The 13,940-nt window shown below is 56.2% G+C and carries 10 protein-coding genes and 1 pseudogene; 5 read left to right on the forward strand and 6 right to left on the reverse strand.

The window, feature by feature from the left end:
• From NKH50_RS28605 to NKH50_RS28620, 4 genes and pseudogenes are all read left to right on the forward strand, one after another.
• Window positions 1-296, forward strand: a 296-nt coding sequence (locus NKH50_RS28605; protein WP_352882529.1) for an ABC transporter permease subunit, incomplete at its 5' end; no start/stop codon positions are given.
• A gap of 346 nt (window positions 297-642) precedes the next feature.
• Entirely contained in the window at window positions 643-924 is a 282-nt protein-coding gene (locus NKH50_RS28610) for an exopolysaccharide production repressor protein (protein ID WP_352707108.1), read from the forward strand.
• 484 nt (window positions 925-1,408) lie between these two features.
• Window positions 1,409-3,310 carry a Wzz/FepE/Etk N-terminal domain-containing protein gene (locus NKH50_RS28615; RefSeq protein WP_352824013.1) on the forward strand — a complete coding sequence of 634 codons (1,902 nt, stop codon included), beginning with the start codon at window positions 1,409-1,411 and terminating at the stop codon, window positions 3,308-3,310.
• Window positions 3,311-3,384: 74 nt separating this feature from the next.
• Window positions 3,385-3,618: pseudogene (locus tag NKH50_RS28620) on the forward strand (IS21 family transposase); the annotation flags it as partial.
• 46 nt (window positions 3,619-3,664) lie between these two features.
• Here NKH50_RS28620 and NKH50_RS28625 read toward each other — a convergent pair.
• From NKH50_RS28625 to NKH50_RS28640, 4 genes are all read right to left on the reverse strand, one after another.
• Window positions 3,665-4,768, reverse strand: a complete 1,104-nt coding sequence (locus NKH50_RS28625; protein WP_352707112.1) for a glycosyltransferase — start codon at window positions 4,766-4,768, stop codon at window positions 3,665-3,667.
• 278 nt (window positions 4,769-5,046) lie between these two features.
• On the reverse strand, window positions 5,047-6,012 hold the full coding sequence (locus NKH50_RS28630) for a glycosyltransferase family 2 protein (protein WP_352740782.1): 966 nt from the start codon (window positions 6,010-6,012) through the stop codon (window positions 5,047-5,049).
• Between the two features lie 43 nt (window positions 6,013-6,055).
• Window positions 6,056-7,324 carry an O-antigen ligase family protein gene (locus tag NKH50_RS28635; protein WP_352707117.1) on the reverse strand — a complete coding sequence of 423 codons (1,269 nt, stop codon included), beginning with the start codon at window positions 7,322-7,324 and terminating at the stop codon, window positions 6,056-6,058.
• A 241-nt stretch (window positions 7,325-7,565) separates the two neighbouring features.
• Entirely contained in the window at window positions 7,566-9,623 is a 2,058-nt protein-coding gene (locus NKH50_RS28640; RefSeq protein WP_352707119.1) for a hypothetical protein, read from the reverse strand.
• Window positions 9,624-9,793: 170 nt separating this feature from the next.
• Here NKH50_RS28640 and NKH50_RS28645 point away from each other — a divergent pair, with 170 nt between their 5' ends.
• The gene (locus NKH50_RS28645) at window positions 9,794-10,645 is read left to right on the forward strand and encodes a sulfotransferase (RefSeq protein WP_352707121.1); all 852 of its coding nucleotides are present in this window, start codon (window positions 9,794-9,796) and stop codon (window positions 10,643-10,645) included.
• A 282-nt stretch (window positions 10,646-10,927) separates the two neighbouring features.
• Here the strand turns inward: NKH50_RS28645 and NKH50_RS28650 are convergent, their stop codons facing one another.
• Entirely contained in the window at window positions 10,928-12,424 is a 1,497-nt protein-coding gene (locus NKH50_RS28650; protein WP_352882535.1) for a lipopolysaccharide biosynthesis protein, read from the reverse strand.
• A 249-nt stretch (window positions 12,425-12,673) separates the two neighbouring features.
• Window positions 12,674-13,342 carry a class I SAM-dependent methyltransferase gene (locus NKH50_RS28655; RefSeq protein ID WP_287217183.1) on the reverse strand — a complete coding sequence of 223 codons (669 nt, stop codon included), beginning with the start codon at window positions 13,340-13,342 and terminating at the stop codon, window positions 12,674-12,676.
• Window positions 13,343-13,940 lie beyond the last annotated feature (598 nt).

Below are 13,940 nucleotides of genomic sequence, written 5' to 3' on the forward strand. Positions count from 1 at the left end.
GCGCCAATCGCTTCCAGATCATCAGCCGCGTTCTGCTTCCCGGACTGGCGCCGGCCATCGTCACCGGTTTCGCGCTGGCCTTCGCACGCGGCGTCGGCGAGTACGGTTCCGTCATCTTCATCGCCGGCAACCTGCCCTATAAATCCGAAATCGCACCGCTTCTGATCGTCATCCGGCTGGAGGAATATAATTACGCGGCGGCGACCGCCATCGCGGCGATCATGCTGGTGCTGTCATTCTTGATGCTCTTGATCGTCAACCTGGCGCAGTCATGGAGCCGCAAGCGTTATCGCTGACGTGGCCATCGCATCGCCGATCGGGAGCGACACCGCCGACCAGCGAGCGACCGGTCGCGCGCTACCTGCTCATGGTCGACCAGGCACCGAGCAATGGCTTCGGCCATTTGGTCGAAACGCTGGCCATCTACGCGAGCACAAGAAGGAAGGCCTGAATGGCATTGGTCGCATCAGGCGCGGCCGCCATATCCGCCGAAAGCGTCTTGGCAAAGGTTAGGGTGGGTTTTTATTCGCATCTCCTAATATTTGATCGCTCTAACCCGTTCCGATATGTTATGATGGTTAATGCGTTGAGGGCTGAATAGCCAAGGAGCGCGTCGCGCGAGCGGCTGCGAGTGGGACGGCGATGTCCTTTTTGCTTTTTTTGCGCGGCTTTATCATAGTCCTGTCGGCATTCGCCATCAGTACATATTTGCTTACCGCCTCGCTCTGGAGTACGTTTGTCCAAACGTTAATTTGTGGGATCTTGATACAGATCGGGTACTTTGTTGCTGTCATGCTGCTAGTGTGGCGCTCGGTCTCCAAAGTATCCGTGTTTCCGAAGCCAAATACCCCACCCGATGAGTCCGAAAGGGAGCAACTGCCGAGCCACTTAGTGAATAAGGTGGACCACTCTCCGCCTTTATAGGCTCTGGCTGTTTAGAGTAGGACGATCAGCAGGATGACACCCCACATCACGATACAAAATGTGACTGCAACCTGTCTTATTCGGGCACCTGAGAGGCGTTCCGCGATGCGCCAAATGCGCCCAGAACTCTTACGGTGATCGATATCGCGCGCCGGTGATCGACGAGTCATTCCAATCGACGTCCCTGTTTCCCGTACGACAGGCTCAACCTAGACCCGGAATCTCTTGCTCAGATGTTTTGCCATTTGGCAATACGACCCGATTTCTTCCTTTAATTGGATCGCATGACGTGTAGCGGAATTGCAGACAGCATGGGCCGCGTGAGGTTCATTTATTGCAATCCGAGGTTAAAATTTTGCGTCTTTGGGGAGGGGCGGCTCCGCCGGCGTGGATACTGAATTTCAAGACATTTGGTCAGACAATGTGGTATGGTGTTTTTGACTACCTATGCGCTGCCAGTCTCACCCCACGGGTCTGAAGGCTTATGCTCCGCGAAGTTGAAAATCGGCACCCGGATTCTGCCTTGATATTTGGCGATCCTCAGTCGGCAACGATTGATCTCGAAACACTCGTGGCGGCAGCGCGACGGCAGTTGAGGTTCGTCCTTACGTGCGCGCTCGCAGGCCTTGTGCTGGGGCTGGCGTATCTTCGGCTCGAGGTGCCCTTGTACGAGTCGACGTCCAGAATCCTGATCGACAAGAACCAGCCCTCCGTCGTGACGAAGTTAACAGAGAGCGGAAGCTCCACACAGCTTGACCCGATGATGCTGAGCCAGGTCGAATTGTTGCGTTCCGACCGCATCGGGCTAAAGGTCGTTGACAGCCTCGGTCTTGCTACCGATCGCCCTTTCTTGTCAGCACCGTATTCGTTGCTCAACAGTCTCACAGGATCGGTCGCTCGGGTGGTGCGGTCATTCATTGGCAGTTCCGAAGAAAGCGGAGCGCCGTGGAAATCGAGTGCGGCGCGAGGGCCCGATCCTCGATGGCAGGCATTTGGCATTCTGGCTGAAAATATAACGGTAGCTCGTGTAGGCGATTCTTACATTCTGCAGGTCCAATTTCAGTCGCCTAGCGCTGAAATGGCGCAAAAAATAGCCAATAAGTATGCGGAAATCTATATCTCTGACCAAGTCGGAGCCAAAGATGAGTCGATTATCCGAGCTCGCAGTGCACTGGCGGAAGAGCTCGAGAGGGTGCGGAAGCGATCGGTCGACGCCGAGCTCGCGGTCCACAGGTTCCGAACAGACAATACGCTGACGAAGGAAACGCTGGTTACCTTGCGCCAGCTCGAACTTGAGGCGTCCTCTCTCAAGTCGCAATATGAACAGGTCCTGCAGCAATACCAAGCGAGCCTGCAGAACCTTTCGATGGCGTTGCCGGAGGCGCGGGTTATCTCGGAGGCACCATACCCCAGCAGACCGAGTTCTCCGAATAGCATTCTTACGTTGGCGGTCTGCGCCGTGCTTGGCGGCATGATTGGCGCCGGTGTGGGCGGAGTTCGGGAGTACCGGGAGCGCTTTTTCCGCACGAGGGGTCAAGTGCGCGATGAGCTCGGACTTGACACGCTCGGAATGATCCCGTTGCTGGACGGAAAGCCAATTCGCCGAAACAAGCGTGATCGTGCGACCGAAGAGCCGTCATTCATTGCGACCGAAGAGCCGTCATTCATCGAGGTGGGGAACAGCGCTTTCAACTGGGTAGAGCAACATCCGCGCTCGGAATTCGCTGAAGCGATGCGAACGGTGAAAGTCGCTGTTGATGTCGAGTTACCAAGGAAGAGCACCAGGGCGATCGGCATCGTTTCCTGCCTCCCGGGAGAAGGGAAGTCGGTGGTCGCGGCTAATTTTGCGATGGTTCTCGCTATGCAGCATTGTAGGACGCTGTTGATCGATGCCGACATCCACAATCCGGGCTTGTCCCCTATGTTAGCCAACGGCTGGGAACGAGGCCTAGCCAATGTGTTGGCTGGAGACTTCAATCGGAGAGATTTGCTTGCTCATCAGTCATTGTCATTGAGGTTCCTGCCCGGGGTGAACCAGAGGCAACAAAAGCTCGCAGAGACCGTACAGCCTATCGAGAAAATGGGCGACTTTCTGCTCAAGGTGGGCTCTATGTTCAACTACGTCGTCGTTGATTTGCCCCCGTTAGCTCCAGTCGCGGACGTGAGGTCCTTTGTCCAGCATCTCGACGGCCTTGTTCTGGTTGTTGAATGGGGCGTGACCGCTCGTACATTCGTGCGCGAAAGCCTCAACAACAATCCGATCCTTGCGGATAAATGTATCGGCGTTCTGCTTAACAAGGTCGATCTCAAAAGAATCAAGCTGTATCAAAAGTTCGGCAGTGCCGAATTTTACAGTGAACGTCATAGTCGGTATTACCAAGCCTAGTTGTGGAGCAAGCATTTTTTGTCTTATGCAGATAGCCCGAGGAGGGCTTTGACGGACAAACTCCTCGAATGCCGAGAATGACGACTAGTCTAATGATATTCGTCCGGGCTTATCCGCGCCAGATTCAGGAAATGGTGTTCGACGAGCATGACCGGGCGTTCGCCTTCTGCGCGCATCATCTACGACAACACGAATAGGGCGGTGGAGATGGTGTTCGTCGGCAAGGACCGGCAATACAATCCCGCGCGCTGGCATCGGGCTGGGAGAAGCGCCAGGTCGAGAACCATGTCAGACAGGTGCGATGCCGAGCCGTCAGAATTCACGATCGGCCCGGCTATCTTGGTCGCCAGCTCCTTACATTCCGCCACCCAACACTGCCGTAGCACGGACACGCAAAGCACCCTGCGAATAGGCCTGCAGCATATCCTGTCGTGCCTGCATTCCGATCTTCTTGCGGAGCGTTTCATCGCCCGCGAACACCAGTGCTTGCGTCACCGCCATCTCCGCCGAGGGAACAGTAAGCTTCAGCATATTCTTTCCATCCTTGCCGTAATCTCGGATACCGCCGACGTCAGTCGCGATCACCGGAAGTCCGGCAAGCATCGCCTCGGCGACGACGATGCAGAACCCTTCCGTATCGGACAGGTTGATGAACACGTCACGATCAGAGGCGAGCTCGGACCAGCGCGCGACATAGCCATGGAAGTGCACGCGATCTCCAACGCCGAGCTCATCCGCCTTGCGCGAAAGCCCCTGCCGTTCCGGCCCATCGCCGTAAAGATCGAGGCTTGCAGAAACGCCGCGGTCTTGGAGCATTCGGACGGCCTCGATCAGGCGGTCAAAGTTCTTTAGCGCGATAAGCCGTCCGGCAGCAGCAAGGCGCAAGGGTGTGTGAAGCGCGTAATCGCGCTTGTGGCTGGAAGCCTCATCGGCGCAAAACAAAGGCACTATATGCGAGCGGCGCCTGCGCGGCAGGAAGTAGGCTTGCGTCTCCCGCAGCGTACTTTCGCAATCAGCCCAGATTTCGTCGACGCGCCAGGACAGGGCCTTGAGCACAGGGCCATAAATACCTGCGGCGCGCCGGGAGCGGTAGCGGGTAGTGTGTTCGAATGAAACGCAGTGCAGCCGAGGAGCAAACATCGCAACTAGCCGTCCCAGGAGATTGGCCTGCTTGAGCGACAACGCAACCATATCCGGCCGCCACTCCCAGATAAGGCGCAACATTACAAAGAACGTACCCACAAAGGTGCGCAAGGAAGGCTCTTCACTCTGCGACGTCAGGATAAGATTATGCTCTCCGATCTGTGCGGCGATTTCATCGGCAAGAGCCCCGCGACCACGGCAAAAGGCGAGAATCTTCAGCTCGTGGCCGCTGAAAAATCCTGCTTGCAGCAAGGTGAGTAGCCCATGCTCGGCGCCACCGGGATCGAATCCGTTGATGAAGTAAAGAATTCGCATGTGATAGTGAAGCGCTCCGATTCTCTTGCACCTCGTGTTTACTGTCGCAACTAACAGCCCGATCTTGTGTGGAATTCTCCTGCGCTTGTGGTGAGGGCTCAGTGGTGGGTCTGGAGACCTTTCAAGTTCTTACCCGCGTTAAGAGAGACTTGGCGACCGCGGAGAGCTCTGATTTCGCCTCCGTTATGGTCCTGTGTCGCGGTACAGAATAATCGCTACGGAAGGATTCCAGGGCTGCCGCCTGAGATGCTCGAGCTCTCGCCATTCCGCCAGCATCTTTAAGAGCCGTCAGCAAAGTCTTTGCGCAAGGCGCGGTAGAACAATAGCTTGGCTGCACGGCGCACCTGCGGATCCATGCCCCTCGGCAGGGCGCAAAGAAAAAAGTAAACGTACACCCGCCATGACAATGGATCGTGCCACATCGCGCGAATGAGCAAGCGCGCTCCGCGTTTCTTTTCGCCTTGAGCCACGCAATCATTGCCCGCCTTTGCGTACAAACGCGCGTTGCGCCGGCGCGCGAGGTGCGTAAGTTCCCGCCGTCGCATGGCCCATTCTCGCGTGAGTCGTTCGGCTACCGGCAGAAGCGCGTCGAGTCTGCGGGTTATGTTCGAGCCATGGCGCCGTTTATAGACGAGTGCTTCGGCCACATATTGAAATGTCCAACGCTCGGCTGCGCGCATACAAAACTCTGTATCCTCTCCAGCCCTAAATGCCTCGTTGAATAACCCGATATCTTCGACCATTTCCCGCCGCATAACCATACTGGAAGGAACAATCGGCCCATCAAGCAGAAAATATGTCGGCAGCGTATCGCATTGGTCCGCGCGATAGCGGCGCACGGCGACGTGTAGAGCATCGGACAGATCCGGAGCGGAAAAATCGACGAAATCGCCATAGACAAGACCTGCCTTGCAGCCATTGCCCAAGACGGCTAATTGACGCTCAAGCTTGTCCTCGGCCCAGAAGTCATCGCCGTCCAGAATTGCAATAAGATCGCCGGCAGCATGTCTGATGGCAAGATTCCTCGCCGATGAAAGCCCGATACCCGCCGTCGTCAGGACATGCACGCGCGGCTCCCTGCGACCCAGCGAGGCAATCACTTCCGACGAGCCGTCCTTCGAGCCATCATTGACAATGATGATCTCTTTGATGTGGCTCGAGGCGGTCTGACTAATCACGCTTTCCACTGCCTGCGCGATGAAGCGTTCTTCATTGTGGCATGTCATGATAACCGAAACACTCATCTCGTGTTTCCTTGCAAGGGGCTCGCGAGAAATCCAGGATGTCTCATGCTCTGGGGTGGCTCCTCCGCATCCTGTGCAATGATAGGCAAAGCCCGTGCCGCGTCAATTCAGGCAGGAGCGAGACAAGACTCAGCGTAACGAAAGCTCGTGTGCCGGAGGCTTCTGTTCCAACGTAAAAGGCGCAAGGAACAAGGAGCACGAGGGGCAGAAGCCGTGCCTGGGCCGCTCCGATCAATCCGTGAGAAAGCGCCCAGCTTAGAGTACGGCTTAAGCGAAACCATGCAGCAATCCATATGAGAACATAGAGGCTGAGCCCAATGATGCCGTTCTCGGTGAGGATACGTTGAAACTCGCCATGTATCCCAAGCCGCAACTCGCCAGGAAGTCCGCTGAAATCCGTATCGATAATATTCTTGAATTGGTTCGTACCCACGCCCATCAGTGGATGTTCGGAGATGAGTTGTCTGGACAGAGTGAAAGCAAACGCGCGCTGGACATTGCTCGGGGTGTCTCCAGGGGCATATTTCCCCGTCGCGGCCAGATATTCGTATTGCCCCATGCTCAGCGGATCGAGAATGGTCTGCATCTGCTTCTCGACATAGGCGTTATTGACCGTGGTCGACAGCACGAAAAGTGCCACGAAGCCCGCGGCGATCGCTGGCACCATCGCAGCGAGCCGTCCGCGCATCAGAAGCGCGGCGGTCAGAAAGAGATAGATCAAAAACGCCTTGCGTTCCCCAGATAGCACGAGCAGGGGAAGTATCCCCGCCCATACAAACCAAAGGGTGCGCCGCTTGCCCCCGTTGACGAAGAGGAGGAGCCCTGCGAGCGCAATTGGAAGGAAGGTGAACGCGAGCCTCGGATCGAACAGATGCTTCCAACCGACCAAGTAGCCATGGGCGACATGCCAGGTGATCGTATAGGCGAGGATCAGCACCATGCCGAAAAGCAAGATGTTGACGGCCTTGTGCGTGTCGACGCGGCTGGCCTCCTGTGCCAAGGCGAACGCAAAGGCGCCCACAGCGGAGATCTGCAACAGCTCGCGCAGGCCATTCTCTGCGTCCACGCTGAAGGCCGAGACCACGTGCCAGCCCAAGAAGGGCAGGAGCAGTAGAAAACCGGCTGAAAAAGCCAACCTTCGCCAACGCCCCGTCGCCAGGCCAAAAAAGAGCATCAGCAATGCGATCAGCTCGAACGGACGCAGCAATACAAGACCCGTCTCGAGTCTGATTGGCAGGAAGAGGCTCAGTACCGCGAATGTCAGAAGGTAACGCATCACAGCTCTCTCGCTGGGCGCGATCTTCTTTAGCATATTCTCTTCCCCGGAAACAGAACTTATTGGATGTATCAATGCCAGCCCGCGGAGAAACACTTCACCCTGCTCCAGCCGACGACCTCATCGTTCCGCCCGCTGTGGCATCGCATATCGAAGAGGTTTCCGCCTGTTGGGAAAACTCACCCGCCTCGGCTGTGGGGAGGCTTACTGGCGGCAGAGCTCGTCAGCAGTCCGACGAGAGTGATGACGCATCCTGGCGTCGCGCAGTCGATGCGTTCTAGCCGACGGTCTCGCTCTCCGGGGTCCAGGCTTCTGGCTGGTCGAGCACAGAGACCGCGCGAACATGGCAGCGAATCTTATGCCCGACATCCCGCGAGCTGAGCTCATAGCTTGTGCCGGTTTCGCCCACGATCGGAACGCCGTCACGATACCATAGATACTCTATTTGCGACGCAATAACATTCGGTACGACGGTCAGCGCCTGGCCCGGTGAGGTCTGGCCCGAGAAGGCCGGCAATGCGCTGAAGGCCGTCGGGGCCCTAGCCAGATCCGTTTCCGTCTGCCGGACCCTTATATAGTCAATCACCATGTCATACGTTTGCGACGGGTTCGGTTGAGCGCGCCCCTTTTTTTCATCGTAGGCGAAATCCACAATGATGTATTTTTTTGCTGCGAGTTCCGGTGTCGTCGGAACGCGCGCCACTTCATAGCCGTCGATCACGAAATAGGTATAATCATCTTCGATCTGCGCATACCAAGTATGAAATTCGCCATCGTATACGTCGATCGTGCTGGGAAAACCACTTGATGGATCGACTTGATAGCCGGCGATTTTCCGGTGCACGCTACGTGGCGTGATATGTGGATCTGCATAGCCGAGTCTGGGTTTGTGCACGTGCTGGCTGATGTTGATATAGGCCCCATTGAGACCGTCATATTCCCAAAAGTCCGTCTCAAGACGATTGCGCGTCCGCCAGAATAGATGCTCCTTCCCATACGCCCAGAAAGCAGGAAAAAATCCAGGGCGGGGCGCGAGTATCTTCGGCATTCTGGCGCGGATCTCAAAGATCCCCTTTCCCCAACACCGCCCCTGGCCATTGTTGTTCACGGAAGAGAATGCACCTGTTCTCCAACGCCGCTTGTGCAAGAGCCGGAGCGCCAGCGTGTGGCTGCTGGCGTCGTGCACATAGGAGGAGGGCGACGCCGACATCGGCGGCGTAGCGGCGTCAACACCAACGGTCGTCAGATGGGTCGGCGCATACCAGATGCTGCTTTGCGCGCCTTTGGAATCATCGACAACCGTGTTGGAGTCGAAGTCGTCAAAAAAAACCGTTGTGTAACCGCGGATCGGCGGCGCCGCCTCACCACGATGACCATATCGCCGTTCATTGCCGATGGCTGTCCAGGACGCCCACGAGACTGAATCAAAGGCATAACGTGCCGGTTTGTCGTTCGCATCCACAGCTGAAGGAGGGCTCTGGCGATAGGGATGAACGTCGGGCAGGGCGGATTGCCGGCCGATGCGCCACATGCCCCATCCCATCAGCCTGTCGATCTGGGAGTCATTTAGTTCGCTTTGCCCGATAATGACGCAATCGATCGCGACATCGGCCCTCATCGGATTGTTCACATCGCCCATGAAGCTCTGCGATTTCATCCGGTTGGGTGTCAATGCATAAACCGTCTGGCCGGCCGTCTTGATCCCATTCACCACAGCCTGCATCACGAACCCGCGGCGGTACCCGACCATGACATTCCATTCGTCAAAATCGGTCGAGCACTGCCCTTCCTCGCTCTTGAGCTTGCCGTCATGGAGCCGCGAAACGAATGTGCCGGCCGATGGCTTGAAACAGACCTGGGGTTGGCGATGCACCGGGCCACCCTCCGCGCCATTGGCGCAAACAACGGAAACGCATTCCGCGTCGGCATTGATCGCCGAATTGCACCGGGCGATCACGAGCCACCAGCGGTGAAGGTAAGGCGCATCGCTATCGGCGGGCCAGGTCAACGCCTGTCTCGTACCCTGTTTGAAATGGACTCCGCCGTTATTCGGAAGCTTTGTCGGGCGCAGGGAGGGCTCGGCTTGCATCGCAGCCACCGGCTTCGCGCCGGCCGATTGCCATGAGGAGACTTCGCCCTCGGCCAGATCCTCCTGAAACCAGGATTTCACAATCATTTCCGGGAACAGACCAGGATGCCAGGAGTGAGCTTTCGGCTGCGAGCCTTGCGCCGGACCGGCGGCGCGAGCATCCCGTCCTGGGCGACCGGATGCCGCCAGCACAAGGGCGGCGCATGCGGCCCGCGCCAGGTCCCGGCGAGAAAAGCGGTTAGTCATTGTCGTGTGCCAATAATTGCTGGTTTCGGGATGAGACTCCGCATGGACACCCGTTACTTACTATCGCGCTTCTCCTCACAAGCTCCGCAGCATATCATAGGTTTCAGTTTAACCTTTCAACGACAGCTGGGGAAGTGGGTCGCGCCTAATGCGATAACTGGAGAAAGCAGATGCAGACCGCTGACAGGATCGGTGCTTCGCCTCCCACCAGGCCGGGCAAAGCTCTTCCGCCCAATGCGCTTCTATTGAATTGCTTTGGCCGAGGTGGGTCAAATATTGTCTGGAATATCATCGGCAGCTCGCCGGATGTGTTGATGCCATACCGCGAATGGCATGAGGGAGTATTCGGACGCTACTACAAGCTGCGCAAGGCCGCGTGCCATATTGGCGGGGCCGTCAACTGGGCATCTGTTCCCGTCTTTTGGCGTCATATCCGCGCAGCGACTGCCGAGACCGTCCGCCCCGGGGAGCGCAACGAAAAGTCCCAAGCACGCTACGTCGTTCTGAAGGTGATGGATTACTACATTGCATTCGACGACGCGATTGCGCGCGGCTTTATGGAAGCGCGGAACCTTGTGCTTACGCGGCATCCATTACCGATGTGCGAAGGGCTGATACGCAGCGGTCTCAGCGAGGCGCTCGCGATCAAATGGTACAATGATGTGACTAGCCTGATGTTCAAAGCCTCGAGGAAGCGTGATGCGCTATCGCTTCGATTCGAGGACTTGATCCAATCACCGGATGCGTTTGTTAGAAGCCTTTACGACGCGCTCGGCATAGCGGCAGCGGAGGACGGAAAGATCCGGTTTAAGGTTAAATCATTTGGGGCGGCGCGAAAGGCAAACGCAGACGCCGCAACTGGCGAAAGGCTGCGGATAAAATTGGACGAAGCATCCGATCACATCGCACCAGACGTCAACACCCGAGCGGTTGCCCGCCTCGATCGTTCAGCACGACAGCGGATTTCGACAGGCACCCGCGCAACCGCAGAATTGTTCGATTATGGAGATGATAATTTCTGACCTTGTGCGGTTAACGGCGTTTGCCGCCTGGCCCCGAACAGGCACGGGACAGGCATAGACAAGTTTCACGGTCCCCAGTGCGTAGTGCCTGTTCGAGCACAGAGGAGCAGCCGTTCACTGAACCCGGTTTGCCCCGCGCAAGGTCGAATTCCGATGAGAGAAAACGGCGTCAAGGAGGCCTGCCGTCTCAAGGCCGCCGACTGTGTCTCCAGTCCCGGTATAAGAGACTCTAAGTCGTCGGATGGGCAGTCGGAGAGGCGCCGAGTGTGCAGATACCGTGGGCTATACAAATCTAATCCATTTCGTTTTCTTGGATGTTAGAGTTTGCAAGACTTCCGCACCATGTTTTCCGAAGAGTAGCGACGCTCTCAGATAGACAGTGACAACGGACAATGTACCTATAACGAGAAGCCCGGTCGCGAGCACAAGATAGTCGGGCGATCCGGCAAGCAGCATTTTGACCGCCGAGCCAGTGGCGAACACCACAGCGGCGAATGCGACAGGCGGCACATGTACGAGCGCGAAATCCACAGCTGATAATCCCGTTATCCGACAAGTCATCGCCGCATAAAGGAAGAAACTCGTCGCAATGGCGCCGGACACTGAAAAGGCCACTGCGTTCACGCCGTAGGGCGCCGAGAAGAACGCGAATGAAGCGACAAGGGCCATGTAAATGATCTGCATGGAGGCCGTTCGGTAACTTTGGCCCGTCGCAAGCGTCACGACTCCGCACACTCTGTAACCGACGCGGAAATAAATTACTGCAGAGAATATGATAATGGGAACGACGGCATCCGTCCATTTCTGGCCGAGAATTGTGAGAACAATCTCTTTTGCGAAACAGCATAGAAACGCGCTAGTCGGTAGAGCAAGCGCCGCCGTTAAAGCATACCCCTTGAGCTGAGCGCTGCATAGCCTGGCCTTGTCGTGATGAACCTTCGACAGGAGCGGGAAAATCACGCTCTTGTTCAGATTTCCGAACAGACTTGCTGGCATCGCAATCAGATAATACGCTCGCGAGTAAATGCCCAGCTCTGCAGTGCCGATCAACCGCGCGACAATAACATTATCGATATATTTTGCGGTGACGGCTGATATACCAGCCAGCGAATAGCCCAGGCTCTGTCTGCGGATATCGCGATAGGACTGCATGTCGAAACTGGGCCTCACGAGATAGTCCCTGGCGATGAAGAAATAGATGCTGGCCAAGATCGATGCCTCGGCCATATATGCGATCACCAAGGCCCAATAGCTGAGTCCAAAATAGGCAAGCGGAATGGCTAGGCCGACATGGGAAGCAATCCAAGCGACCAGACTCGCTGTGGAGGATATTCTGAATTTCAGGTGCCGCGACAAAATGGCCTCGGCGGTCAGATTGAACGCGTTCGCGACCATCATCACAGCAAGGAGGCGCGAAATGAGGACCAATTCCGGCACATGAAGAAAATCTGCAATCTGTGGTGCAAACACCCATTGAAGTATGCCGAGAATGGCAGCGAATATCACGGACAAAGAAATTGCGGTTCCGATATGGCGCTCGTCGACGTCCCGTCGCTGGACCAGGACTTGCGACATGCCGAGATTGGCAATGTTATTGCCGACGGATGCGATGATCAGCGCAGCGCCGGCAACGCCGTACTCCTGGGGGGAAAGCAGGCGCGCGAGAATGGCCGTGACCAGGACATTCAAAAAGGTTCGGGCCAGCAATGTGGCACCCGACCACGAGAGGCCGTTGGCTGCCCTTCGTGTCAGGTTTTTATGTCCAGTTACCTCGTCCAAGTTGACCTGCTCCGGACTGTCCAATTCGACTGCCACGCTTCAGTGCATGCAAGCGTGCTCCAACCTCATGAGCTATTTTCTCGCCCACGCCTCGCGGGTGGATTCCTCAGGCGTCCAATCACCGTTTTCCTCATCGCTTCATCAACCCAAGTCATAATGCCAGCGGATAGGCATCCCAGCATAAGCACCGCGCCGTCACGGTCGCACAGGCTGACTGGAACCGCCTTGTTGCATCCAGCAGCAATCTCTTCAGCGACGCCCCTCATTTTTGCGGAAATAGCCATTTGCTCTTCGAGGCCAGCGCAGCTTCCGATAGAGTGCACGTAGACGCGCCTTAGGTGTTACATATTCTGAAGGAGCAACGCGTTTGAGACCTACGCTCTCGCAGAGCGTATCCAGAGATCGATCTGTAAATGCATTGATATGTCCGAGCGGGTACAGTTCATTTTTTTCTATCTTCCAGCCCGATGTTATCTGCGGCGCAACCAATTCGCCAAAGGGAACGGATATCTTTATAATGCCAGAAGGCTTCAAGATTCGAGCCAGCTGTCTTACGGATTCGCGTGGCTCAGACACATGCTCCAGCACCTGATTCATATGTATGAAGTCGAACCTCTCATTTTCCACTTCACTCGGATCAATGGTCTGAATGCCGTGCGCGGCCGCGAATGATTTGCGCCGCGCTGACAGCTCGGCCCCGACAACATCATAGCCAAGGGCGCGCGCTGCGATGGCCCAGTGGCCCCACCCCATCCCAAAATCCAAGACCTTTATGTGGCGTGCCACTGGAGGAATGTACAACAATTCCTCGATCATCCCAGCAGACCGCAGCAGGTTATTGAAATAGCTTCGGCCCGCGCGTTCCCTCTTGGCCAGAGAAACAGATTCGTCACTAACGTCGTCATAGAGAAATTCCATGCCTTTGCTGTCTAGAATTTCTCTCTGAAAATACAGGATACAAGCGCGGCATTGCGCAATCGTGTATCGCGCACCATTAAGGTTTTGGTCGGAGATCCGTCCACGAAAGCATTCGTGCACGAACCTACGAACATCCGTTTGGGAAAAGGGGGAGTCGTATAGTAGGGCTATATTTGTACTGCCGCATCCAGGACACTTTTCCCTAGCCACGAATCTCAGCCTTTCGCGCGAGTCGACCGTCATGGCTGCTTACTTGGCCTCTTTGCTGCGTTGTAGGCGCTCAAAGCAAGCGACAAGGCGGTTGCCGCAACGATATTAGCAATAGCTGGTCCGCTGGCACTCCTACACCAGCCACAGGCCGAGCGGCGGGATTGTAATGGCATTTTATTGCCCGTTATTGCCTGTCGCTTTTCGGGTGAGAGCCTCCGGATAAGGCTAGCAAACCGCCTTGGCTGCTTCATAATTGAATAGCGGAAAGGGGCCGCGCATAGCTCCACGCTGCTTAAAAATGTGGCTATCGGACAACCGGCTGCTTCAAAAGCGCTGCATGCGTTCACGACCGGCACCATGTTTGTCGCTTGGCCGGGGATTGCCGGAA

This window comes from Mesorhizobium sp. M1027, assembly GCF_040318745.1.
Lineage (GTDB): Bacteria > Pseudomonadota > Alphaproteobacteria > Rhizobiales > Rhizobiaceae > Mesorhizobium.

Bases quoted from the DNA above. Each gene is read 5' to 3' on its own strand.
- NKH50_RS28610 (WP_352707108.1), top strand. From the start codon at position 643: ATGTCCTTTTTGCTTTTTTTGCGCGGCTTTATCATAGTCCTGTCGGCA.
- NKH50_RS28615 (WP_352824013.1), top strand. From the start codon at position 1,409: ATGCTCCGCGAAGTTGAAAATCGGCACCCGGATTCTGCCTTGATATTT.
- NKH50_RS28625 (WP_352707112.1), bottom strand. From the start codon at position 4,768: ATGCGAATTCTTTACTTCATCAACGGATTCGATCCCGGTGGCGCCGAG.
- NKH50_RS28630 (WP_352740782.1), bottom strand. From the start codon at position 6,012: ATGAGTGTTTCGGTTATCATGACATGCCACAATGAAGAACGCTTCATC.
- NKH50_RS28635 (WP_352707117.1), bottom strand. From the start codon at position 7,324: ATGCTAAAGAAGATCGCGCCCAGCGAGAGAGCTGTGATGCGTTACCTT.
- NKH50_RS28640 (WP_352707119.1), bottom strand. From the start codon at position 9,623: ATGACTAACCGCTTTTCTCGCCGGGACCTGGCGCGGGCCGCATGCGCC.
- NKH50_RS28645 (WP_352707121.1), top strand. From the start codon at position 9,794: ATGCAGACCGCTGACAGGATCGGTGCTTCGCCTCCCACCAGGCCGGGC.
- NKH50_RS28655 (WP_287217183.1), bottom strand. From the start codon at position 13,342: ATGGAATTTCTCTATGACGACGTTAGTGACGAATCTGTTTCTCTGGCC.